Raw genomic sequence first — 23,013 nt, 5'->3', positions numbered from 1 at the left:
TTAGTTAAGAGTTAAGAACTCGAAGATAAGAGAACTATTTGACAACCAATTCTTAGCTCATTTCTGGTATGGGTTCAAGATTATTTATTTTTTAAAGTATTAACTGTAGCGATCAGCATCGAAATAATTTCATTACATAATCCAGCAGTTTCTTTAAAAGTTTCCCCGGATATGTATTCGGTGTCATAAAGAAGATTCAGCCAGTAGTCGGTCTCGTTTGCTTCTTTTAATGCGATACTAAATTTATGAATATAATCCGCATTACTTTGCGCAAATTTGGCTTCCCGAACCATCGCACCCACAGAAGTTCCGCTCCGTAAAATCTGTTTAGATAGAACATATTCTTTCTTAGTATTAAGTTTTTGGGAAAGAAAGACAATTTTGATGGCAAAATCATAACTCTTCTGAGCAAGCACTCCTTTACTGTGGTTTTCCATAAAGGTTGATAATGATTGTTAATTATTAAATATTTTATCCCTCTAAACAATACCATCAACTCCAAAATTAAACCTCTTATTTCTTATCTCATAGCTCTAAATCTTACTTTAGAGGCTTTCGAGATATGCATTCCAGCCGGTGATCTTATAATTAAGCGCTGCTTTTTCAGCATCTTCAGCTTTATAAATTCCGCGCCCCACAATCATAAAATCGGTCTGGAGATTTCTAAAAACATGTTCAGGAGTATGATATTGCTGACCTTTTCCGTCACCAGATTCACCCATATTTACGCCCGGCGTGAAAAGGAGTAGTTCTTCCGGAATTTGTTTCTGGGAGACACCACCAATCACATTCGGGTGACTCTGGGCAATTTTCAGGGCTTCATCCTGATAGTTTTTGTCGGTTAATGTTCCTTTAGAAGACATGCCGAGAATTGCGACTACGCCTACATTAAGAAAACAGTCGAGCGAATCGTATCCCCCGATGACGTGCGAAGTAACAAAATCTGCCCAGTTCGAAATCTTGTAAGTTCCGTAAGAAAACTGCAGCTCCTGAGTATTACCGATATCGGCAAACTTTCGGTCTTCCATCAGCAGGAAATTATATTTTGCCGCAAGATCTTTAAGTGGGAGAATGGTGGTATCTGGATCAAAATCGGTGATAATATCGATATGGGTTTTCAGGGCCACGATGTGAGGTCCTACTTTTTCAGCCAGTTCGAGAAGTTCCTGAGTGGAAATAACATCTGCGGAAACAATGAGATTTGATTTTTTTTCAAGAGAAATCTCCAGCAGTTTTTTTGCTACAGAATGGTCAGCATGCTTCAGTTTATGCTCATACGACGGGCGCTTTTTCTCTTCGAATTTCACCATATTTCCTTTCAGGAAATCATCGATTCTCAACACCTCGTCATCGCATAAATGACCTTCTTCTTTAAGCATCTTGCAAACTTCAGAAATGGTGAACAGGGTATGAACACGGTAACCTTTGCTTTCAAGCATTTCTTTTCCGCCTTGTTGTCTGTCAAGAACGACTACGATATCAGACACCGAAATCCCCTCATTTTCTATCTCTGGAATCGTTTCGAGCAGTGATTTTCCGCTGGTGATTACATCTTCTACCAAAAGGCAGTTCTGACCTTTGGTATAAATACCTTCGATCATTTTTTTGGTGCCGTAATCTTTCGCCTCTTTTCGTTTGATAATAAGCGGAAGATAGCTTTCCAAAGACATTGCAGTTGCCATCGGAAGCGCAGCGTAAGGAACACCGCAGATAAGATCGAAATTGTCCAGCGGAAGCATATCCAACAGGTAGTTCGCGAGACGTTTTAAAATTTTAGGATCGGAAGCAAGAGGCCGCAAATCCACATAAAACGGGCTTTCGATACCGCTTTTCAGCGTAAAACGACCGAATTTGATAATTCCTAACTGGTAACACTCGAGAAAAAACTGTTTTTTACTATCCATTTACTTTTTACTTTCTTACAAAGTTAGGGTTTTCGCAGAAACTGCAGGGAAAGTAAAAAGGTTAAAAAATCTTAAAAGACAGCTTCCTGGATCTGCATTTTCAAACGGAAGCCGAATGTATCTGGCTGATGATTTCAGAAATATGCTCTTCATCAGTTCCGCAGCAGCCGCCAAAAACATTGATATGGGTAAAAGATTCTTTCAGATTTTTGTATTCTTTGCCTAACTCACGGGGGATCCCGCGGTCCAGCGAGGTAGCTTCATCCAGTTCGGCATGGCTTTTACAGGAGGCGTTTGCTCTGATGGCTTTGATGCGTCCCGTGCAGGGGTCATTTTTATTTTTAAGTAATTCTTGGTGGAAATGCGTGGGATGCGCACAGTTGATCATATAATAAAGAGGAGGGACATTCGTGTTTTCGTCAACTGTTTTAATGACTTCTGCTAAACTCATTCCGTTCGGGAGTTTGCTGTCGGTTTCTACGGTAAACGAAATAACAGCAGGAAGTACAAAGTAATTTGCCGCAAGTGTAACGCCGATCGCTTCTTCTGCATCCTGCAGTGTAAGTGCCGTGACCAGATCAACTGAGGAATGTTTTAATGCTTCTATTTGGTGGGAATGATACTGTTGCGCTTCTTCGCTGCTCATGGTATTTTCCGGGAAATACCCATCTCCTCGCGGACCGACGCAACCACTGATGAGAATGGTTGGAAGGTCATTTTCAAATTCTGTTTTTAATTCTTTCATAAGTGCGACCGCTTTTTTATTTATTGCGGAGGTGGAAGATCTTGGATAGCCGGTTTTCTCCAGCCAATCCGGATTGGCACGCCAGGTGGGAGTTTCTAAAATGAAACTGGTATGGTGCTTTTTCGCAATTTCTAAATACTTCCGGTAGTAATTTCTGAGGGCATCACATCCTTTTTCAGTTTTCATCAGGTCAAATGCGGCAAAACAGGGAAGATCGAAACCTTCCAGAAAAATAAGTGTTGTTTCCAGTCCGCCGTCTGTTAAAAAAAGTTCATCGGATTCGCTGGGGAAATTTTTGGTGTTTTTTTTTCATGGTGTTTGTTTTTTGGTGATGGATGATATGAAGAGCTTTCGGCTCAGAAAACGGTACTGAAGCAACGGATCTGAAAACAATTAGTTTTTGTAACGGTCTGTTTATGAGTGTTTTGATTTGCTAATTTAAGAAAAAATAAACTGTTAGCGCCAAAATAAATAGGTGTTTGGTCGACTGTATTTATACACATTTCTATTATTCAGGTCAAGAATTATTACTTTGTAAATAGTTTTTTGGGTATAATAACTGATATAAATAAATCAGCGTAGTTTTTGGCCATGAATTTTTGCCGTCAAATTTTCTCAGGAAAATTCTATTTTCTGCTAAATAAATTAAATCTCCAAAATATAAACCTTCTAATTTTTGGTTAATAATATCAGAGTCACTTTTCAAACTGTAAATTTTTACAATGCTGTCAAATTCTGTTTCATTTTTGATTTATCAACCAAAACCCTGTTATGGATGCGCCTGCTAAAAAATTTATATCTTCGTGACAATTAAAAATTCCGATAATGAAACGTAACTTTTCCCTGTTTTTCATCCTTGTTTCTTTGATGGCATTCTCGCAGATTGAAGAAAAGAAACTCGATGAACTGATTCAAAATACCCTTAAAACATTTGATGTTCCCGGAATGTCGGTTGGCATTATAAAAGACGGCAAAATGGTTTATGTCAAAGGGTTTGGTGTAAGTTCCCTGACCACCAACCAGAAAATGGATGAAAATACCCTCGTGGGGATTGCCTCCAATTCCAAAGGATTTACCGGTACCGCGCTGGCAATGCTTGCGGATGAGGGAAAACTGAATTTTGATGATAAAGTCACCAAGTTTATTCCTGAGTTCCGGATGTACGATCCTTACGTGACTCAGGAGATCACCATCAAAGACCTTCTTACTCACCGTGCCGGACTCGGTCTGGGGCAGGGTGACCTGATGTTCTTTCCTGAGGGGGGAAATCTTACGGTGAACGATATCATTCACAACGTGCGCTACCTGAAACCCGAAAATTCCTTCCGCAACACTATGGATTATAACAACATCATGTTTATTGTAGCGGGTGAAGTCATCAAGAGAGTTTCCGGATTATCCTGGGCAGAATTCATCGAACAGCGGATTATGAAACCAGTCGGTATGAAATCAAGTTTCGGAAATTATAACCGTGCAAAGGCAGCAGGCGTTAAAAATATCATTGATGCACATGCTCCTGTGGACGGAAAAGCGATTCAGGTTCCCCATGACTGGAATGAGACCGCCGATGCAGCGGGCGGTATTATCAGCAATATCACCGATATGGCGACTTGGGCAGATTTCCTCATGAACGGATTCACTACTAAAGACGGTAAAAAACTCGTTTCCGATAAACAGATCCAGCAGCTATGGAACGTGCAGATCGCAACACCCGTGGCTTTGAAAAATACCTACGATTCCAATTTCGGCGGTTACGGTCTTGGCTGGTTCCTGACCGATGTTAAAGGCCACAAGCAGGTTTACCACACCGGCGGACTTATCGGAACTGTAACCCAGTTCACCCTGATCCCGGACATGAAACTCGGCATCATCGTATTGACCAACCAGCAGAGTGGTGCTGCTTTCAGCGCGGTAACCAACACCGTGAAAGATGCTTATCTGGGCATTGAAGACCGCAACTGGCTGAAAACCTATGGCGACCGCATGACCAAGGTGAACGCTGATTTCGAGAAAGGAAAAAAGGAGGTTTTTGCGAAATCGGCAGCCTTTAGTAAAGAAAAAAGCCTGCAGCCAAAAGCTGAACAGCTTGTGGGAACATACACGGATGCGTGGTTTGGCGATATTGTAATCACCACCCAAGGCAAAACTTACAGAATTCAGGCTAAAAATTCCCCTAGGTTAAAAGGTGAATTATTGCCGTACACCAACAATACCTTTATTGCGAAATGGGACGACAGAAGCTACGATGCCGATGCATTTGTAATCTTTACCTTCGATGAAAACGGAAAAGCCATCGCGGCCAAGATGAAACCTATCTCCGATATTACAGATTTCAGTTTTGATTTCGAAGACCTGGATTTGCAGCGCACCAAATAATCTGAAACATCAATAATTAATAAAAAGTCACAGGGAACCGCAGTTCTTTGTGACTTTTTTTTAGGAATCTACCACAAAATGCACAAAAGCTATCATCTGTTAATAGGTGCAAAGATTAAAAAGCTTTGTGATAAAATAGTTGCTGCTGATTTAGTAAAAACCTTGTCCTTGCTAAGTGAAACGTCTTTGCGCTCTTATTTATCGCTGAAGAAAAATACTCCTTGCGGCCTTGGCGTTTGAATATTCATCAGCAGGAATTGAAAGTGCAAAAGTCTTTTGCCGCTTTTGCGGTAAACGAAATTCTTTAAAACCAATTGTTCTAAAATACGAACATCAGATCTTCTTCGGATCATAAAAGAAGATCAGCTTCTTCTTCGCACTGTCAAAATCCGACCACGACTCACAATCTACCTGAAATCCGGCAACACCGCATGTCGGAAACGCAAAAATATCGCCGCTGATCATGTTCGCGAAGTTGGAAATCCCGTTGTTATGCGAAAACATTGCTACAGAATTCACGTTATCGTTCAGATCATAAATAACAGACTCGAAATTATTTTCATTTGCATTATACAGCTTTCTGTTCGTCTCTACCTCAATTTGATAAGACTTATTAAAAATATTGCAGGTGCTGAGTGCGCGCAGCGCGGGACTGGACACGAACTTTTCAATCTCCACATTATTTTGTTTCAAATAAGAAGACATTTTTTCGGCATCGTGCAGGCCACGGTCAGCAAGTGGTCTGTCGAAGTCATCCGTGTCTTCGGGCCAGTCGCTTTTAGCATGTCGAACGAGAATAAGGGTTTTCATACTTGGCTGTTTTTTTTTGGGAAATAAAATTAGTTAAAAAAAAGAGAAGTTGTTAACCTCTCTTTTACAATCACTTCTTTTCATTCTGTCATTCTGAAAATTCAGTTTACATGACGAATAAAATCAATGATTAAAGTTAGGCAGATTCCGCACTTCTTACCGGGAATTAAACTTGATAAATGTCACCTTTTTTTAAATTTTGTAAGCAAGCACAAATATTTGTAAATTTGCAGACTATGGGAAAAATTATGGCGGTGGATTACGGTAAAAAACGCTGTGGCATTGCTGTGACCGATGAGATGCAGATTATTGCCAGCGGTCTGGATACTGTAGAAACCCAGAATATTTTTCAGTTCTGTAACCGTTACTTTGCTGAAAACAGGGTTGAGGCTATCGTAGTAGGACTTCCCACAGACTTGAAGGGCAACCTTTCGGAAATCGAAACAGAGATTTCAGGCTTTATTGAGAAATTTAAAAATCAGTTTCCTGAAATTGAAGTGCATCGTTTTGATGAGCGGTTTACCTCGAAAATGGCCTCGTTTTATATTTCCCAAAGCGGGAAAACCAAGAAGAAAAGAGAAGAAAAAGGGTTAATTGATAAAGTAAGTGCAACCCTTATTTTGCAGAATTTTTTAGAACAGAAACAAAGATGATATTACCAATACGTGCATTTGGCGACGCAGTTTTACGCAAGCACTGTCACGAGATCGACAGAGATTATCCGCAACTTGATGAACTGATAAAAAACATGTTCGATACCATGGAATCTGCGAACGGGATTGGGCTTGCAGCACCGCAGATTGGTCTCGATATCCGCCTTTTCGTAGTAGATCTGTCACCACTGGCTGAGGACGAAGACTACGCAGATATTGCTCATGAACTCAAGGATTTCAGAAAAGTGCTTATTAATGCAACGATTCTTGAAGAGTCCGGTGAAGAATGGAAATTCAACGAAGGATGTCTTTCAATTCCTGATGTACGTGAAGATGTAAAACGTAAAGAAACCATCGTGATCGAATATTATGACGAAAATTTCGTTAAACATACCGACACCTTCTCAGACATGAGAGCGCGCGTTATTCAGCACGAATACGACCATATTGAAGGGATACTGTTTACGGATCATTTAAGTTCACTCAAGAAAAAACTGGTGAAGGGCAAACTGAACAAGATTTCTCAGGGCGATGTAGCGGTAAATTACAAAATGAGGTTCCCGAAATAAAAAACGAATTAAAAAACTATAAAAAATAAGAAAAATGCAGTTAGAAAAAATAATCTCCATCTCCGGTAAACCGGGACTTTTTAAGTTAATCTCCCAGTTGAAAAACGGATTTATCATTGAAGATGTACTATCCAAGAAAAAAGTGAGCATTGGCAACACTTCTCAGGTTAGTTTGCTCGATAATATCGCGATGTTTACTTTCGATAAAGAAGTTCCTTTATTTGAAGTATTCGAAAATGTTGCTAAAAACAACGATTATAAAGAAGCGATTTCTCACAAATCTACAGACGCAGAATTAAGAGCATTCATGACGGAATCTCTACCGGATTATGATACCGAAAGAGTTTATGTTTCAGATATCAAGAAATTGGCGCAGTGGTACAATATCCTGAACAAAGCTGGATATATCACTCCTGAAAGTTTCGTAAAAGCAGAAGTTCCTGCTGACGAAAAAACAGAGGAGCAACCTGCTGCTGAGGTTACAGAGAAAAAAACGGCTAAAAAAGCGGCACCGAAAACTGACAAGCCAGCTGCACCTAAAGTAAAAGCTTCAACTTCTTCTGCAAAAGGTGCCCCGAAAAGCACCCACAGAAAAATGGGCTAAGCAATAGCGATACGAATTAAAAACCTTGTCTTAACCGGCAAGGTTTTTTGTATTAATAATGGTAAATTTGTGATGCGGCACCAACACCCATCATCCATCATCCAACATCCAACATTCCTCACATGAACACCAAAGAACAGAAACTCGAAGCCTTTTCCCGACTTTTAGACATTATGGATGATCTCCGCGAAAAATGTCCGTGGGACAGAAAACAGGATTTGCAGAGTCTTCGCCATTTGACACTGGAAGAAGTCTACGAACTATCCGATGCTTTGCTGCAGGAAGATTTGCCTGAGATTAAGAAAGAGCTCGGCGATGTATTGCTGCATCTGGTTTTTTATGCAAAGATTGGCTCAGAAAAGGGGAGTTTTGATATCGCTGACGTTATTAATTCGCTGAATGAAAAACTGATTTTCCGCCATCCGCATATTTATGGCGATGTTGAGGTTCAGGATGAAGAAGAAGTAAAGCAGAACTGGGAAAAACTCAAACTGAAGGAAGGCAACAGATCAGTGCTTTCCGGCGTGACCAAGGGAACACCGAGCATGGTGAAAGCCTACCGCATTCAGGACAAAGTAAAAGGAATCGGTTTCGAATTTGCCAGTGCCGAAGATGCCTGGAAAAAAGTGGAGGAAGAACTCGCAGAATTTCATGCTGAGACTGATAGAGATAAAAAAGAACAGGAACTGGGCGATGTGTTTTTCTCGCTCATCAATTATGCCAGACTTTCAGGTATTAATCCCGACTCAGCCTTGGAAAGAACCAATATCAAGTTTATTTCCCGTTTTCAGAAAATGGAGAAGTTAGCTTTGGCTAAAGATTTAAAGTTGGAAGAATTGTCTCTCGAACAGATGGATGAACTTTGGGAAGAAGCGAAAATACTTCTGAAATAATTGGTCACAACACGTATTTTGAAAAAAAGACACTCCCTGAGAAGTGTCTTTTTTAATAAGCAATCAAAGATTCGGTCTGTAGCTGCTTCCTTTAATTAACCTTATTGTTTAATAATTCTTACAGATTTGGTATTCCCATCCTTATCAGTCAGTTTCAGTACATAAGAACCTATCTGAAGATGTGAAAGATCAACCGCCTTTCCAAAGATTTTATCTGAACCAACCATTTGTCCGGCCATATTGTAAACCGAATAAGAATTAAACTGATTTTCTGATTTAATAAAAAGCGTATCTTTCACCGGATTAGGATAAACATTTGTACCTGCACCGACTTTAACGGAATTCGCACCTAAAGGACCATCGGCGGTAATTTCAACCTGTGTAAAGTTTCCCTGTAAAACGTCACCTGTGGATTGCCAGAGCGCCGAATATAAAGTTCCGTAACCCGCTGCGCTTGTAGAAGCTGCCTGAACACTTCTTGAAGAGATCCCGGTTCCGCTGTGGCGAACTTCAATCAGAAGATTACCACCATTATATTGCCACGCACTTGTAAAAGTAATTTTAAAACTGAAGTCGTTTGGATTTGAACCAACTGTTAACGCGCCTGCAGGAATCTGTAAGCCTCCCGAGCGTACCTGAGTTTGGGTGCCCACCACATTGGCTGCAAAATTAAGCTGCCGCTCCGCAGGTTCTACACCCTCACTAAGATAAATATCAAAGGCAGACATCGTGAGACTGTTTGGCGGCCAACTCGCAGAGGTGCTTGCTGGAAGCCTGAATGAAATGGAAGTAAGGTTTTTTCCAACGAGCGAGCTTAGCAGGGTATCGTCGATAATCATCTGTAACTGTCTTGCAGCATTGCCATAGGGCCCAATGAATGCACTTCCCTCATTACTGTCGGGTACCACTAGCGCCGTTTGTGCTTTGGTGCCCGTGTAAGCGGCCATCATCATTAACCCTATGATCGCAGAAAAAATCCGTTTGCTCAAAAGTCGGTACGAAGGCACTTTTCGCACGTAATTTGGTTTTTTGTAAAAAGTAAATTTTGTTGCCATAATAAAATATTTAGAGGATTATAAAATAGTTAAAGATTGAAATTATTACAGTTATGCGATGAACAGACTTTCCAATGGAATAAGGCTCAAGAAATTGCCAAGTCAACTCTTTTCAGGTTAAATGCCTTGCCCCTTTTCCTTTTCCTGAATCATATACTCATGGTAGAGCAGCGTTTCTTCCAAATTATCGAGTTCCTGCTGACTGAAAAGTCGGTAATTGATTTTGAAGGTTTTGCTTTTCGCTGTTTCCAGGGAAAAACCGCCTGCACCGAATCCGTCCAGCACATCAAGTTCGAAATGGCTGTATTTCCAGTATTCAAAAAGATCATGATCGACCCAAAAATGAAAGCCTGACACTTTTCCAATGCTCACATCTTTCGTGCGCGGATAAAAATGACCTTTTCGGAAACACTGTGGCTGTGTACCTTCGCAGCATCCACCGGCCTGGTAAAACATCAACTCGCCAAATTCTTCGGAAAGTTGACTTACAAGCTCCAGTGCTTTGGGAGTAGCGGAAAATCTTGATATTTTTTTCATTTTGGAATCTGTTAATGATGGATATTAAATGAAAAGAAAGGCGGATTTATTATGCAAATCCGCCTTTTTCAATTAGAAGAATCCTAATTTTTCTTTGCTGTATGAAATAAGCATATTTTTGGTCTGACGGTAATGATCGAGCATCATTTTATGGTTTTCCCTTCCAATACCGGACTGCTTGTACCCTCCAAACGGAGCACCTGCAGGATAAGAATGATATTGGTTTACCCAAACTCGACCTGCCTGAATGGCTCTCGGAACCTGATACAGCTGATGTGCGTCGCGCGTCCATACACCTGCACCCAAACCATACATGGTATCGTTCGCAATTGCAATAGCTTCGGCTTCGTCTTTAAACGTAGTTACCGCCAGAACAGGTCCGAAAATCTCTTCCTGAAAGACCCTCATCTTGTTATGACCTTTCAGCAGGGTAGGCTGAACGTAATAACCGTTCTCCAAATTTCCCTCAAGTTTGTTGGCATCGCCTCCGGAAAGTACCTCGCAACCTTCTTCCTTACCGAGATTAATATAATTGAGGATTTTATCATACTGTATTTTTGAGGCCTGTGCACCAATCATCGTGGAAGTATCCAGCGGGTTGCCGGCTTTAATGGCTTTAACTCTTTCAACAACTCTTTCTATAAACTTATCGTAAATACTTTCCTGAATCAGTAACCTGGACGGACAGGTGCAGATTTCCCCCTGATTCAACGCAAACAGAACCGCTCCTTCGAGTGCCTTGTCGAAAAATGAATCATCTTCATCCATCACGGATTCGAAGAACACGTTTGGTGATTTCCCGCCCAGTTCCAGGGTTACCGGAATAATGTTTTCGGTTGCATACTGCATGACCATTCTTCCCGTTGCTGTAGAACCAGTAAACGCCGCCTTTGCCACTTTTTTATTGGTAACGAGTGCATGCCCCAGTTCGCCGCCAAAACCGTTTACGATGTTCAATACACCAGGCGGCAGCAGGTCGCCGATGATCTCCATAAGCACGAGGATTGAAATTGGTGTATTTTCTGCAGGTTTCAGAACGACACAGTTTCCGGCGGCTAAGGCCGGAGCGATTTTCCATACTGCCATCAGGATTGGGAAGTTCCACGGGATAATCTGTGCGATGACGCCCAAAGGCTCATTAACGATCAATGAAACGGTGTTATTGTCAAGCTCCATCAGCGAACCTTCCTCTGCACGGATTACACCTGCAAAATATCTGAAATGGTCGATAGCCAGGGGAATATCGGCGTTTAAGGTTTCCCGAACTGGTTTTCCATTGTCCATGGTTTCCACCACTGCAATCTTTTCCAGGTTTGCTTCCATGCGGTCGGCTATTTTATTCAGGATGATGCTTCTTTCAGTTACGGATGTTTTACCCCAGCTTGCAAAAGCTTTTTCAGCCGCGTTAACTGCCAGTTCCAAATCTTCTTCATTTGAATGGGCGGCCTGGCTCATTACGGTTCCGTCTAAAGGCGTAATCACGTCAAAATATTTCCCGCTCGCAGGGGGTGTCCATGTACCGTTAATGTAGTTGTCGTACTTTTCTTTCAGCTGTACTCTGTCATAAACTTTTGAACTCATTGTAAATATATTTAATAATTGTTTTTAAAATTACCAAATACTTTGAGTATTAAAAAGCCAAATTCTGTTAATTGTTACGATAATCACAATTCGACACTATCGATATTTTCAATTGGAAAACTTATGAAATGCAAAAACCTCCAGAAATTTCCGAAGGTTTGGTATTAGGTAGAGGTTTAGTTCTAGTTAAAATACTGGTGATAAGTCTCCATTGAATCTTCCAGGGCATCGCTAATATGGTCAGCTTCTTCCTTGTTGACAGCTTTACCAAGAAGATCAATATTTTTCATATGATCAGTAAGCCAAACGTGAAGTACGTCATGCGGTTTACCCGTCATTGTGCAGCTTTTAATGAGCTTTTCATTGGCTGAATTAAGGTCGGCCGCCAGTTTTTTGTAATCACCGGTATCGGAATCATATGCTTTAATCAGTTTTTCCTGCTCCTGAATGAAAGGAAGCATCTCGGGATTGGTTTTCCATTTTTTGCCGTTGTCAAGTTCCAGATTTGCAGAAACGTCGGCATGTTCATCGGCATTTGTAGAATTGGCTGCCTCGGCATGCTCAGCATGGTCATTTTGTGCAGTTGTTTCGGTGGTTTCTACGGTATTATGCTGTTTTTTTTCACAAGCGGTTAAAATTGCCAGACCGAAGATGGCTGATAAAAGAATTCTTTTCATTTTTTTATAAATTTTATGGTTGCTAAAAGAAGTAAAGTGGTAACGGCGATTCTGAAAGCCATTGCTCCCATCGTTTTGTTTTCATATAAGCCGCCCTGATTGATATGGATGAAGAGCCCGATGTAAGCGATAATCAAAATGACAAGTGCGCTGATCAATGGGATTTTTGACGAGGTTTTGCTTTTTAAAATGGCGTAGGCAGCAGTTAAATAAAGAAAACCACACAGCCAGTTGGCCCAGACAATAAAAGGCACAAAATTGCCCTCTTTGGCTCTGATTCCGAACCAGTCGAAAAGGACGGAACTGCTCATGAACAGCGTTAAAAGTCCGAAGAGGACTAAAAAAACAAGGATTAGCTTTCGTATCATGGTTGTTTTTTAAAGTTAATGATTTTATTTGGATTTGTTCCTACAGCGGAATACTAAAGTACTGGTTTGGATAATGTTGATATTTTTTTAATTCGTTTTCCGGTATCGCAAAATGGCCCACGTGATTACTACAGTTCCCAAAACCGTTACAAAGGTAAAGTGCGGCAATAGATCAGTGAAGCCGCTGTTCTTCAGGATAATCAACCGGATGCCGTCAACGCCGTAAGTTACCGGATTCAGGTAGGCGATATATTTTGCCCAGTCGGTCATGCTTTCTGTTGGCGTGAAAAGTCCGCTCATTAGCACAAAAATCATCATAAAGAAGAAGACCACAAACATCGCCTGCTGCTGCGTCTCACTGTATACCGAAACTAAAAGTCCCATTCCAAGAATCGTGATGAGGTAAACCGAGATGAAGGCATACAGCAGCAGCAGACTTCCCTGCATCTGAATGCCGTACACAAAAACCGTAACCAGAAGTCCAATGCTGAAGGCGGTCATCGCCAGAATCCAGAACGGAATGAGTTTCCCGAGAATAAAATCTGTTTTTCTGATCGGCGAAACGTTGATCTGTTCGATCGTACCGGTTTCTTTCTCAGATACAATGTTTAAGGCGGTTAAATATCCACCGATCAAAGTCACCAGAAATGCCAGAATTCCCGGCACCAGGGAAAGCCGGTAATTGTAGCCTTCGTTGAACCAAAACTTCGGAATAATTTCCAGACCGGAGCTGTTCTTCGTGCTTTCGAGTTCCGGACTCATTTTCAGCTGAACCTGTTCATTATAATCCTGCAGAATCTGGGCAAGATAACTGGCGGAAAGTCCGGCTTTGGTTCCGTTGATGGCGTTAATGGCGATCAGCACTTTCTGGCTGTTTTCTCTCACCAGATCTTTTTCAAAATTATTGGGGATTTCAAGGATAAGGTCTGCGCGGTCTTTCTCCACTTCTTCATAAGCTTTCCGATAATTTTCACTGTAGGACGTTATTTTAAAATATCCTGAAGCGGTAATTTTGCGAAGGAGTTCGCGCGAAAAAGTTGAGTTGTCATGATCCACTACTGCCATTTTAATGTCTTTAATTTCGTAATTGGCCGCGAGTGGAAGTACAACCAGCTGTACGACAGGCATCACAAAGATAATTGCCAGAATGGATCTGTTCCTGAAAATCTGCAGGAATTCTTTCTTGATTAATATGGATAAGGTTCTGAACATTTTGTTTTTAACGGTGGATTTTCATTTTTAGCAGAGTCTTTTATTAGAGGCCGAAACCTGCAGCCCGACTTGAGCGGAGCTCTTTTTAATTGGGGACTGAGCGGAGCCGAAGCCACCAATTAAAAAAGCGGGAGCGGAAGGCGGAAAAAGCTGCCCTGATCATTCTAAACGTATTTTAAATTTCTTCACGGCGATGATGAAAAGCACGCACATCATTCCCAGAAGTACCAATATGTGTTTCCAGATCACTTCCAGTCCGGTTCCTTTGATCATGATATTTTTTACAATTTCGTAATACCATTTCGCAGGAATCACGTTGCCGACCATTTGTAAGGGAACCGGCATATTTTCCACCGGGAACATGAAACCGCTTAGCATGAGTGTGGGCAGCATGGTTCCGATCAGCGAAATCAGCATGGCGGTTTGTTGGGTATCCGTCAGAATTGAAATTACGATTCCTATTAAAAGATTCGTGATGATGAAAATAATGCTGATCGCAAAAAGTAAAAACACATTTCCTCTGATCGGTAAATCGAGTACAGAAACACTTAATATCAGGATAGAAATTAGGATGATTACCGATAGAATGAAGTACGGAATTGCCTTGGCAAGGATAATGACGTAAGGTTTCATGGGCGAAACCAAAAGTACTTCCATGGTGCCGGTTTCTTTTTCCCGCACTATTGCGATCGCGGTCATCAGAACACAGATGATGAGCAGAATAAACGCCATCACCCCCGGAACAAAATTGGGAGCGCCTTTCAGTTGTGGATTGTAGAGCATGCGGATTTCCGGCTGAATGCCCAGACGTGGCTTTAGGGTTTGCTGTCCATAATAATCCGCAATAATGTTCGACATGAAATTATAGATCTGATTGGCTAAGTTGAGGTCGGCTCCGTCGGTAATAAGCTGGAGTTGTGCTTTTTTACCGGTGACGATGTTGTGGGAAAAATCCGCAGGAATAACGAGGATCATTTTTATTTTTCCGCTTTTGAAAGCCTCCTCCGCTTCGTGAATGGATTTCAGATTCCGCTCAAAATCAAAGTATTGGTTGGCGTCAATTTTAGAAATGAGGTCAGCCGAGGCTTGCGTCTTGTCCTGATTCAAAACCGCGATTTTGGTGTTTTTAACTTCAGTGCTTAAAGCAAAGCCAAAAAGCAGGATCTGCACCACAGGCATTCCGAAAAGAATGAGCAAAGTCCTTTTATCACGCAGCACGTGTAAGAATTCTTTTCGGACAAAAGTGATGAGCTGTTTCATTTTTCGTTGTTATTCAGAGCGTTTTGCGCCTCGGGCAAGTTCATAAAAAACTTCATCCATATTTTTTGAGCTGAAGTGTTTTTTCAGATTAGCGGGCGTATCCAAAGCCGCAATTTTTCCGTCCACCATAATAGAAACGCGGTCGCAGTATTCGGCTTCATCCATATAATGCGTCGTCACAAAAACCGTAATTCCGCGGTCCGAAGCTTCGTAAATCATGTTCCAGAACTGCCGCCGCGTTACAGGATCTACGCCGCCCGTAGGTTCATCTAAAAACACAATCTGCGGATCATGAAAGATGGCGACGGAGAAGGCGAGTTTCTGTTTCCACCCCAAAGGGAGTTCCGAAACCAGTTTGTTTTTTTCTAATTCCAAATCCAGTTTTCGCAGGAGTTCTGTGCTTTTTTCCTTGAGTGTTTTTCGTGGAATTCCGTAGATGCCGCCGAAGAATTCCAAATTTTCTTTCACGGTTAAGTTGCCGTACAGAGAAAATTTCTGGCTCATATAACCAATGCTTTTCTTGATTTTTTCCGTTTCCTTATACACATCAAAACCTGCGACCGTTGCTGTTCCTGAACTGGGAACCGAAAGTCCGCAGAACATCCGCATCGCTGTCGTTTTACCGGCACCGTTTGCGCCCAGGAAACCGAATATTTCGCCTTTCTTCACCTCAAAACTGACGTGGTCCACGGCAGTGAAATCTCCGAAAACCTTCGTGATGTTTTCAGCTTTAATTGCGGTATTTGGATTTTCAGAATTCATTTTAATGGGATAATAAGCGGATGAAACTGTCCTCAATGCTGGCTTTTACAGGATTGATTTCAATATTGCTGAAGCCAGCACTTTTTAAATATTCCTGAACTGCTGAGCTGCTGAAATTTTCATTTGGGTCAATGGTCAGATGCACAAATTCCCCATAGGCGTACACATTTTTTTTCTGACTGTAATTTTCCAGCGCACGCAGAACTGCAGAAGTTCTGCCGGCTTTCACCTCGAACAGCAGATCCGGAAAAGTACTGCTGATATTTTCAGGGCTGTCGATGGAAAGTATTTTGCCGTGCTGAATGAGCGCGATCTGGTCGCAAAGCGCCGCTTCATCCATATACGGCGTGGCAACGACCATTGTGATGCCCTTTTTTTTGAGCCGGCGGAGCATTTCCCAGAATTCTTTCCTTGAAACGGGATCGACTCCAGTGGTGGGTTCGTCCAGAAATAAAATCTTCGGCTGGTGAATTAAGGCGCAGCACAGTGCAAGCTTTTGCTTCATTCCGCCCGATAAGGCGCCGGCTTTACGGTCTTTGAAAGGTTCGATCTGAATATAAATATCTTTGATTAAATCATAATTTTCTTCAATAGTTGTGTTAAAAACACTCGCGAAAAAATTTAAGTTTTCTTCAACGGTCAAATCCTGATAGAGCGAGAATTTTCCGGGCATATAACCAAGGATCTGTCTGATTTTTTTATACTCTTTCACCATATCAAAATTTTCAACCGAAGCCGAACCGGAATCGGGCAGAAGTAGTGTAGTCAGCATTCTGAAAATAGAAGTTTTCCCCGCGCCGTCCGGACCAATCAGTCCGAAAATTTCACCATGACTGACCTCAAAGCTCACATCATCCACCGCCAGGATTTTTGCTTTTCCTTTTCCGTAGGTTTTACTGAGATTATTGACCTGGATGGATTTCATTTTTGTTAGTTGAGAGTTGACGGTTGACAGTTGAGGATTGACATTTGAATTGTTGGGATCAGAAATCTTATTTCGAACTTCACGTTCAACTTTCAACTGTCCATTTTCAACTTATTTAAACTTCACATCGCCATACATTCCGATTTTCAGGAAACCGTCATTTTTTACGTGAATTTTCGTCGCATAAACCAGATTCGCTCTTTCGTTTTTCGTCTGTATGGTTTTTGGAGTGAACTCGGCTTTGGAGCTGATCCAGTAAATGGTTCCCGGAAACTCTTTGGTTTTACTGTCTCCCTGATCGATATAAACTTTTACCGTTTGCCCAGTTTTCACCTGCGGTAACTGATCTCCGGTGATAAACGTTTTTAAAATCATCAGATCTAAGCCCGCCATTTTAAAGACAGGTTTTCCGGTTATGGCAAATTCGCCTTCATTCATGTATTTTGTCAAAACCATTCCGGCAATTGGGCTTTCAATGGTATTGTTTTTTAGCAGCTCGTCAATCTGTTCCACTTTTTTCAGCGTAGGTTTTCTTTCACTTAAAACAGCCCGGTTCTGTATCGATACATTGTCTTTTGCGGTTGAGATTTGCTGCTGAAGGATATTGAGCTGACTTTGAGCTGCTGAGATTTGTTTTTGAAGGACTTTAACCTGTCCGTTGGCATCATCGAGCTGTTTTCTGGTGGCGGCATCTTTGGCAACTAAATTTGCTGTTCTGTTTCGTTCTCTTACTGCATTATCAAGCTGTTCCTGTAACACGGAAATAGTCGCAGACTGTGCGGAAACCTGAGTCTGAAGGACCTGAATCTGCGGAACTGGCGAATTGGTCTTTTGGTCAAGGGCTTCAATGCTAGCGATAACCTGCTCTTTCTGAAGTTCTAAGTTTTTGGGATCAATTTCACCCACTTTTTCATGGATCGCCAGTTCTTGGCCTTCTTCGACATCGAGTCGAAGAATAGTTCCATTGGCTTTGGCGGTAACCATGATTTCATCAGCTTCGAAAGTTCCTGAAGCATCGTAATCCTGATCTGAATTTTTGCAGGAAAAAAGGGCAAGAACGGCTGCAAATAGAAAATATTTTTTCATCGGAGGAGATTTCGGTTTAAATAATTTTTATTGACTCAGTTGTGCTTTCAGATTGTACTGTGTTAAGAGATACTGCGTTTCGTGAAGGATCTTTTCTATCCTTGCCTGTTCCTCTGCATTTACTTCGCGCAGGTAATCGCTGGTGGTAATCACGCCGTTTTCAAGTTGGGCAAGACTGGCTTTTTTAATGCTTTGACGCAGCGCGATCAGTTCGTTGTCTTTATCTATCAGTTTCTGAAGTTTCTCTAAATCCCCGTTGTTCTGAATGTTGGAAAAATTCTGATTAAACAGGAAGTTTTCTCTTTGTATTTCAAGATCCTGTTGTTGGTTATCAAGCAACGAGAGTTCGTTTTTCTTTGTATAAAATCCGGTGATGGGAATCTGAAGCCGGATTCCGCCAATATAGAAGAGATCAAATTCATTTCTGAGCATATTGAAACCGGGTTTGCCATAGCCTCCCTGAAAAAACGCTCCCAGTTTGGGTAGGTTTTTAGACTCAATGATTTCTTTTTGTGTTTCCAGAATCTTTTGCTGCAGATCAAAAACACGGAGTTCAGCACGATTGTTTGCTTCAGTAAGTAAAAGCTTTTCCGGTTTTTGGAATACAGTCTGTTCATCAATATTTTTTTTGATGAAAACCGCAAGCATGTTGATGAAGTTTTTCCGCAACGACTGAAGTTCAATCTTTCGCTGTTCGAGGCTGATGATTTGTGCTTTCAAAACATCAACCTGACTTCTCAGAATGGTGCCGTACTGAAACTGGGCTTCCGCTTTTTTCAAACCATTTTCAAGGTCGTTTTTCGTTAAATCAGTTTGCTGCAGCTGTTCCTGACTTTGCAGAATTCCGAAGTAAATTTGATTTATTCTTTCTTCCAGTTTGTTGAGTTCCACTTCATTTTTCTGGACTTCTGTTTCTGACTGAATCTGAGCTATTTTCTTTTGGTTGGAAATCATACCGCCGTCGTAAACCGTCTGTTGAATATCTGCGTAGATTTTGTACTGGTCTTTGCTCAGCGGTTCCACCGACATATTTGGAATGTTGATCGGCAGTTGCGTAACTTCATTCTGATAGGTCGCCTGACCGGTCACATTGATGTGCGGGAGCCAGCCTTTGGATGCATTCTCCACCGTATAATCTCTGGTTTTTTCGATGAGGGGGCTTCTTTTGATGAGCGGATAGTTCGCTTTGGCGAGTTGCTGACATTCGTCCAAAGTAATTGTTTGCTGGGCATTCAGAGAAAGATTCAGCAGGAACGTTAGTGTTATCAGGGATTTTAAAATTTTCATTCTGTTGATTTTAAATGAAAAGTCAGGGATCATTAACTGTTCAGAATCATTTTGATCCAAACCGGTACTAAAGTTTTTCTTTCTTCCACGAACTGCTGAAATTCCTCATCATTCAGGATGTTGAAATTCTTCAAAATTGGTTTTGCGATAAAGGGAAATGCCGTCATACTAAGAAAATTAACAATGAAATGAAAAGCATTTAGTCCCGGTTTTTTCTCTTCGATCTGTCTTAGCAATACTGAAGTTTTAAGAACTTTGTCCACGGGAATAAGCGCGGTAATATTGGACGGTTTTTTCTGAATTTCGCTGAGAATAAAAAGAGGGAGATTGGGATTTTTAGACAGAATTTCGAAATATTTTTCGCTCGCCAGGTCAATTTTTTCTTCGAGGGTGGATTTTTCATTGGTGATAATGGGAATTATTTTTCCGAAGAGGAGAACTATTTTTACTTTCATCACCTGTTCGAAAAGTTTTTCCTTGCTTCGGAAATAGTAATTCAGCAGCGCCAGATTAATTCCTGCTTCTTCTGCGATATCCCGCGTCCGCGTTCCTGAAAAGCCTTTTTCGGTAAAAACTTTAGAGGCTGAAATAAGTATTTTTTCTTCGGTCGAAATATCTTTTTTCGGATACATTATAAAATTATTTGTACAAAGATAGAATTAAATTTTTGATTTAATCAAATGATTAAACTCATTTTTTAATCAAAAAAAAACGCAACCCCTTAGAATTGCGTTTGAATATTATTTTTTATAAATTGCTATAAACCAAATTGTCTCGCAAACAGATCGGGGAAGATTCCAAGCGCTAAAAGTGCAATAATAATAAATACTGCAACAATATTATAGGTCAGCGGAACCCGCTCAGAAGTATTAAAACTGCTTTCTTTCGGGAAGAACATGACCATAATTAATCTTAAATAATAAGCGATCGATATTGCTGAACCCAATACTGCAACCAAAACCAGGAACGGTGTTGTTTCAATCGCCTGCGCGAAGATGGAGAATTTCCCCATGAAACCTGCTGTCAACGGAATTCCCGCCATAGAAAGCATACCTACCGCTGCCGCTACTGCGATAATGGGTTCAGATTGTGCTAATCCTTTAAAAGCGTTGTACGATGTTTCGCGCTTCAGCTTTTCAACCCAGATCAGACACATCATCACTCCAACAGTTGCCAGTGAATACGCGAACAGGTAAAAAGCAAGATTGTATGCAGAAAGATTATTTAATCCGAAGAAAATTAGAGCAAGATAGCCTACGTGTGATACAGAAGAGTAGGCAAGCATTCTTTTCGCATTGCTTTGTGCAAGGCCCATTACGTTGGCTAAGAAAAGTGTGATGATGATCAGAACGCCAAGAATATTGATCCATTCTCCTGTGATTCCCTGGAATCCGATTGTCATGACTTTAAAGAAAGCGAAGAAAGCGGATATTTTCACTACCGACATCATAAATGCGGTGATGAGTGAAGGCGAACCTTGGTAAACATCCGGGCTCCACATGTGGAAAGGTGCCATAGATACTTTAAAAGCAAGCGCAACCAACATTAAAACCGCTCCTGCTGCAAACATGAAATCCTTAGAGTTTTCCATGGAGAACTCATGGATTTTGTAAAGATCGAAAGTTCCCGCGCTACCGTAAACCAATGCGATTCCGAAAAGTAAGAATCCTGTTGCAAAAGCACCCATCAGGAAATATTTGATGGAAGCCTCGTTAGATCGTAAATCGGTTTTATTACTTCCAGCCAATACATACAGCGGAATAGAAAGAATTTCAACTCCTAAAAATAAGGTTACCAAATTCTGGAATCCGAAGAGTACAACCCCGCCACAAAGCGAGAAAAGCATCAGCGCATATAACTCTGATTGGTGGCTGCGGTGATTGCTGAACGAAAAACCTCCCAGAAAGAAAAGCAGAATCGTGATGACAATCGCAATCTTGGTGAATAATGCCGCGTTCACGGTATATTCGAACATGTGTTTGTATTGGTTAAAGAATTCTGCTTCTGGTAAAAAACTCACATAAAATGCAACCAGAAGCCCAATAATACTGATGTATCTTGAAAATTTTCCTTTTTCAAAAACCCCTGCAAATAATGCTGCGATTGCGGTTAGGAATATGATGATTAAAACGCTCATTTAGTTTAGATTTGAGATTTGAAATTCGAGATCTGAGGTTCCTTTCTCTCTATTTAATTTTTTAAAATTCTTTTTTTAGTTCATCATCGATGAGAAGATAAACTTCAGCGAGCTGTTGACCATTTCAATAATCGGCTGCGGAAATACTCCCAAAACAATTACAAAAACTGCCAAACTTGTCAGCACAGAAAATTCAACTCCTGAAAGATCTTCAGCTGAAGCTAAAACGCGGTCATCACCTTCGCCGAACATTGCTTTTCCGTAGAATCTTAAAAGATAAACCGCAGAGAAAATCAACGTGAGCCCTGCGAATATTGCCGCGAGTTTGCTGTAATCGAAAATAGATTTTATCAGAATGAATTCACCGATAAATCCGTTGGTCAACGGAAGTCCTACCGATCCAAGAATAATGATAATGAATAGGACGGCAAACTTCGGAGCAGCTTTTGCTAATCCACCCATTTGCCGGATATCTCTTGTTTTGAATCTTTTATAAAGAATGTCTGCACAGTAAAACAGCCCCACAACATTAATTCCGTGAGCGAAAGCCTGTACCAGCGCTCCTTCGCCGCCTTCAATCATTAAAGTGCCATTTACGGTAAGAATTGCTGAAGCCATAATTCCCGCCACCATTAAACCTACGTGGGATAATGATGAATAAGCGATCAGGCGTTTTGAATCGTTCTGAATGATAGCAATTAAGGCTCCGTGCACAATTCCGATGATTGCGAGAACCAAAACAATCTGTCCCGAAATTCCAAGGATAGGATCTGGTGTGATTGGTAACAGATATCTTAAAAGTCCGTACACAGCCATTTTCAGCATGATTCCCGAAAGAAGCATAGATCCTTGTGTCGGAGAATAGGTATAAGTATCCGGCTGCCAGGAATGGAAAGGAAATATCGGTAACTTCACCGCAAAAGCAAAGAAGATGAACCAGAAAATGACGGTCTGCTCAGATGCGTTCAGGTTGGCATTGTAAAGGTCGGTAAGCGCAAAAGATGCGGAATGGGTGTAGACATAAATCAAACCGATCAGCATGAACAGTGATCCAACGAAAGTATAAACGAAGAACTTGGTCGTAAATGCGATTTTTTTGTTTTCCTGACCCCAGATTCCCGCGATCAACCAAATTGGGATTAAAGTTACTTCCCAGAAAATATAGAACAAAAGTCCGTCAAGCGAAGTGAAAACACCAATCAGACCGAACTGCATCAAAAGAATAAGTCCGTAGAAGGTGTTTCTGTAACCAGGTTTTTCATTGAAGGAAGACAGAATGATGATTGGCGTTAAAATATTGGTCAGCAGCAACAGCAGCATGCTCATCCCATCAATCCCAAAGTGCAGGTTACTCTTGATAAACTGTGACCATGGGTAATTGATCTCATACTGCAGCACTCCGTCCACCGTAACGGTGTGATCGAAATTTGCAAGCATATAAAATGAGAGAAACATCTGTGCAAATGCAAATCCCAATGCCAAAAACTTACTTGCGGGGTTTTTCCACGCGAACACCACTGCAGAACCTACGAGAGGTAATAGTAACAATGTTAATAATAGATACGACATTTA

General features: G+C 41.1%; 22 protein-coding genes and 1 pseudogene. 5 read left to right on the top strand and 18 right to left on the bottom strand.

The window, feature by feature from the left end; translation table 11 throughout:
- Positions 1-80: 80 nt before the first annotated feature.
- The 3 genes and pseudogenes from KTV93_RS03000 to KTV93_RS02990 all read right to left on the bottom strand — a co-directional run.
- Complete coding sequence (locus tag KTV93_RS03000) at positions 81-437, bottom strand: four helix bundle protein (RefSeq protein ID WP_218249853.1); 357 nt, start codon at positions 435-437, stop codon at positions 81-83.
- A 108-nt stretch (positions 438-545) separates the two neighbouring features.
- On the bottom strand, positions 546-1,904 hold the full coding sequence (gene pyrF, locus KTV93_RS02995) for an orotidine-5'-phosphate decarboxylase (protein ID WP_218249852.1): 1,359 nt from the start codon (positions 1,902-1,904) through the stop codon (positions 546-548).
- A 100-nt stretch (positions 1,905-2,004) separates the two neighbouring features.
- Positions 2,005-2,901 (bottom strand): annotated as a pseudogene (locus tag KTV93_RS02990) (homocysteine S-methyltransferase family protein); the annotation flags it as partial.
- A 573-nt stretch (positions 2,902-3,474) separates the two neighbouring features.
- Between KTV93_RS02990 and KTV93_RS02985 the strand changes: the two are divergent.
- On the top strand, positions 3,475-5,025 hold the full coding sequence (locus tag KTV93_RS02985) for a serine hydrolase (protein ID WP_218249851.1): 1,551 nt from the start codon (positions 3,475-3,477) through the stop codon (positions 5,023-5,025).
- Between the two features lie 333 nt (positions 5,026-5,358).
- On the opposite strand, the gene KTV93_RS02980 is transcribed toward KTV93_RS02985, so the two are convergent.
- Positions 5,359-5,835, bottom strand: a complete 477-nt coding sequence (locus KTV93_RS02980; protein WP_218249850.1) for a SixA phosphatase family protein — start codon at positions 5,833-5,835, stop codon at positions 5,359-5,361.
- A 236-nt stretch (positions 5,836-6,071) separates the two neighbouring features.
- Between KTV93_RS02980 and ruvX the strand changes: the two genes are divergently transcribed.
- From ruvX to mazG, 4 genes are all read left to right on the top strand, one after another.
- Positions 6,072-6,488: a Holliday junction resolvase RuvX gene (ruvX, locus tag KTV93_RS02975; RefSeq protein ID WP_218249849.1), complete on the top strand. Its 417-nt coding sequence runs from the start codon at positions 6,072-6,074 to the stop codon at positions 6,486-6,488.
- A complete protein-coding gene (def, locus tag KTV93_RS02970) occupies positions 6,485-7,057 on the top strand; it encodes a peptide deformylase (protein ID WP_218249848.1) in 573 nt (190 codons plus the stop codon). The genes ruvX and def overlap by 4 nt, the downstream gene beginning before the upstream one ends.
- 34 nt (positions 7,058-7,091) lie before the next feature.
- A complete protein-coding gene (locus KTV93_RS02965; protein ID WP_218249847.1) occupies positions 7,092-7,661 on the top strand; it encodes a DUF5606 family protein in 570 nt (189 codons plus the stop codon).
- Positions 7,662-7,783: 122 nt separating this feature from the next.
- The gene (gene mazG / locus KTV93_RS02960) at positions 7,784-8,554 is read left to right on the top strand and encodes a nucleoside triphosphate pyrophosphohydrolase (RefSeq protein WP_218249846.1); all 771 of its coding nucleotides are present in this window, start codon (positions 7,784-7,786) and stop codon (positions 8,552-8,554) included.
- Positions 8,555-8,655: 101 nt separating this feature from the next.
- Here the strand turns inward: mazG and KTV93_RS02955 are convergent, their stop codons facing one another.
- From KTV93_RS02955 to KTV93_RS02890, 14 genes are all read right to left on the bottom strand, one after another.
- Positions 8,656-9,609, bottom strand: coding sequence for a T9SS type A sorting domain-containing protein (locus KTV93_RS02955; RefSeq protein WP_218249845.1), 954 nt, complete (start codon positions 9,607-9,609; stop codon positions 8,656-8,658).
- 117 nt (positions 9,610-9,726) lie between these two features.
- Complete coding sequence (locus KTV93_RS02950; RefSeq protein WP_218249844.1) at positions 9,727-10,146, bottom strand: DUF779 domain-containing protein; 420 nt, start codon at positions 10,144-10,146, stop codon at positions 9,727-9,729.
- A 72-nt stretch (positions 10,147-10,218) separates the two neighbouring features.
- Positions 10,219-11,727, bottom strand: a complete 1,509-nt coding sequence (locus KTV93_RS02945; protein ID WP_218249843.1) for an aldehyde dehydrogenase family protein — start codon at positions 11,725-11,727, stop codon at positions 10,219-10,221.
- Between the two features lie 182 nt (positions 11,728-11,909).
- Complete coding sequence (locus KTV93_RS02940; protein ID WP_218249842.1) at positions 11,910-12,404, bottom strand: HMG-box domain-containing protein; 495 nt, start codon at positions 12,402-12,404, stop codon at positions 11,910-11,912.
- Positions 12,401-12,772, bottom strand: a complete 372-nt coding sequence (locus tag KTV93_RS02935; RefSeq protein ID WP_218249841.1) for a hypothetical protein — start codon at positions 12,770-12,772, stop codon at positions 12,401-12,403. The genes KTV93_RS02940 and KTV93_RS02935 overlap by 4 nt, the downstream gene beginning before the upstream one ends.
- Positions 12,773-12,859: 87 nt before the next feature.
- Positions 12,860-13,984, bottom strand: a complete 1,125-nt coding sequence (locus KTV93_RS02930) for an ABC transporter permease (protein ID WP_218249840.1) — start codon at positions 13,982-13,984, stop codon at positions 12,860-12,862.
- Positions 13,985-14,143: 159 nt separating this feature from the next.
- On the bottom strand, positions 14,144-15,244 hold the full coding sequence (locus tag KTV93_RS02925) for an ABC transporter permease (protein WP_218249839.1): 1,101 nt from the start codon (positions 15,242-15,244) through the stop codon (positions 14,144-14,146).
- A gap of 9 nt (positions 15,245-15,253) precedes the next feature.
- Positions 15,254-16,006 (bottom strand): ABC transporter ATP-binding protein, encoded by a 753-nt coding sequence (locus tag KTV93_RS02920; protein ID WP_218249838.1) that lies wholly within the window; start codon positions 16,004-16,006, stop codon positions 15,254-15,256.
- Between the two features lies 1 nt (position 16,007).
- Positions 16,008-16,931 (bottom strand): ABC transporter ATP-binding protein, encoded by a 924-nt coding sequence (locus KTV93_RS02915; RefSeq protein WP_218249837.1) that lies wholly within the window; start codon positions 16,929-16,931, stop codon positions 16,008-16,010.
- 111 nt (positions 16,932-17,042) lie between these two features.
- Entirely contained in the window at positions 17,043-18,017 is a 975-nt protein-coding gene (locus KTV93_RS02910) for an HlyD family secretion protein (protein WP_218249836.1), read from the bottom strand.
- A gap of 27 nt (positions 18,018-18,044) precedes the next feature.
- A complete protein-coding gene (locus KTV93_RS02905) occupies positions 18,045-19,304 on the bottom strand; it encodes a TolC family protein (protein ID WP_218249835.1) in 1,260 nt (419 codons plus the stop codon).
- Between the two features lie 32 nt (positions 19,305-19,336).
- Positions 19,337-19,936, bottom strand: coding sequence for a TetR/AcrR family transcriptional regulator (locus KTV93_RS02900; RefSeq protein ID WP_218249834.1), 600 nt, complete (start codon positions 19,934-19,936; stop codon positions 19,337-19,339).
- Between the two features lie 125 nt (positions 19,937-20,061).
- Positions 20,062-21,441, bottom strand: a complete 1,380-nt coding sequence (locus KTV93_RS02895; protein ID WP_218249833.1) for an NADH-quinone oxidoreductase subunit N — start codon at positions 21,439-21,441, stop codon at positions 20,062-20,064.
- Positions 21,442-21,516: 75 nt separating this feature from the next.
- Positions 21,517-23,010 carry a complex I subunit 4 family protein gene (locus tag KTV93_RS02890; protein WP_218249832.1) on the bottom strand — a complete coding sequence of 498 codons (1,494 nt, stop codon included), beginning with the start codon at positions 23,008-23,010 and terminating at the stop codon, positions 21,517-21,519.
- Positions 23,011-23,013 lie beyond the last annotated feature (3 nt).

Origin of the sequence: Kaistella faecalis, assembly GCF_019195395.1 — a bacterium.
GTDB lineage: Bacteria > Bacteroidota > Bacteroidia > Flavobacteriales > Weeksellaceae > Kaistella > Kaistella faecalis.
The sequence above is the reverse complement of the archived record's forward strand: the minus strand, read 5'-3'. Positions and strand labels throughout refer to the sequence as shown.

Coding starts and splice junctions, on each gene's coding strand:
- KTV93_RS02915 (WP_218249837.1), bottom strand. CDS start 16,931: ATGAAATCCATCCAGGTCAATAATCTCAGTAAAACCTACGGAAAAGGA.
- KTV93_RS02965 (WP_218249847.1), top strand. CDS start 7,092: ATGCAGTTAGAAAAAATAATCTCCATCTCCGGTAAACCGGGACTTTTT.
- KTV93_RS02905 (WP_218249835.1), bottom strand. CDS start 19,304: ATGAAAATTTTAAAATCCCTGATAACACTAACGTTCCTGCTGAATCTT.
- KTV93_RS02955 (WP_218249845.1), bottom strand. CDS start 9,609: ATGGCAACAAAATTTACTTTTTACAAAAAACCAAATTACGTGCGAAAA.
- KTV93_RS02980 (WP_218249850.1), bottom strand. CDS start 5,835: ATGAAAACCCTTATTCTCGTTCGACATGCTAAAAGCGACTGGCCCGAA.
- KTV93_RS02935 (WP_218249841.1), bottom strand. CDS start 12,772: ATGATACGAAAGCTAATCCTTGTTTTTTTAGTCCTCTTCGGACTTTTA.
- KTV93_RS02920 (WP_218249838.1), bottom strand. CDS start 16,006: ATGAATTCTGAAAATCCAAATACCGCAATTAAAGCTGAAAACATCACG.
- KTV93_RS02930 (WP_218249840.1), bottom strand. CDS start 13,984: ATGTTCAGAACCTTATCCATATTAATCAAGAAAGAATTCCTGCAGATT.
- KTV93_RS03000 (WP_218249853.1), bottom strand. CDS start 437: ATGGAAAACCACAGTAAAGGAGTGCTTGCTCAGAAGAGTTATGATTTT.
- KTV93_RS02895 (WP_218249833.1), bottom strand. CDS start 21,441: ATGAGCGTTTTAATCATCATATTCCTAACCGCAATCGCAGCATTATTT.
- def (WP_218249848.1), top strand. CDS start 6,485: ATGATATTACCAATACGTGCATTTGGCGACGCAGTTTTACGCAAGCAC.
- mazG (WP_218249846.1), top strand. CDS start 7,784: ATGAACACCAAAGAACAGAAACTCGAAGCCTTTTCCCGACTTTTAGAC.
- KTV93_RS02900 (WP_218249834.1), bottom strand. CDS start 19,936: ATGTATCCGAAAAAAGATATTTCGACCGAAGAAAAAATACTTATTTCA.
- KTV93_RS02890 (WP_218249832.1), bottom strand. CDS start 23,010: ATGTCGTATCTATTATTAACATTGTTACTATTACCTCTCGTAGGTTCT.
- KTV93_RS02940 (WP_218249842.1), bottom strand. CDS start 12,404: ATGAAAAGAATTCTTTTATCAGCCATCTTCGGTCTGGCAATTTTAACC.
- KTV93_RS02950 (WP_218249844.1), bottom strand. CDS start 10,146: ATGAAAAAAATATCAAGATTTTCCGCTACTCCCAAAGCACTGGAGCTT.
- KTV93_RS02910 (WP_218249836.1), bottom strand. CDS start 18,017: ATGAAAAAATATTTTCTATTTGCAGCCGTTCTTGCCCTTTTTTCCTGC.
- KTV93_RS02985 (WP_218249851.1), top strand. CDS start 3,475: ATGAAACGTAACTTTTCCCTGTTTTTCATCCTTGTTTCTTTGATGGCA.
- KTV93_RS02925 (WP_218249839.1), bottom strand. CDS start 15,244: ATGAAACAGCTCATCACTTTTGTCCGAAAAGAATTCTTACACGTGCTG.
- ruvX (WP_218249849.1), top strand. CDS start 6,072: ATGGGAAAAATTATGGCGGTGGATTACGGTAAAAAACGCTGTGGCATT.
- KTV93_RS02945 (WP_218249843.1), bottom strand. CDS start 11,727: ATGAGTTCAAAAGTTTATGACAGAGTACAGCTGAAAGAAAAGTACGAC.
- pyrF (WP_218249852.1), bottom strand. CDS start 1,904: ATGGATAGTAAAAAACAGTTTTTTCTCGAGTGTTACCAGTTAGGAATT.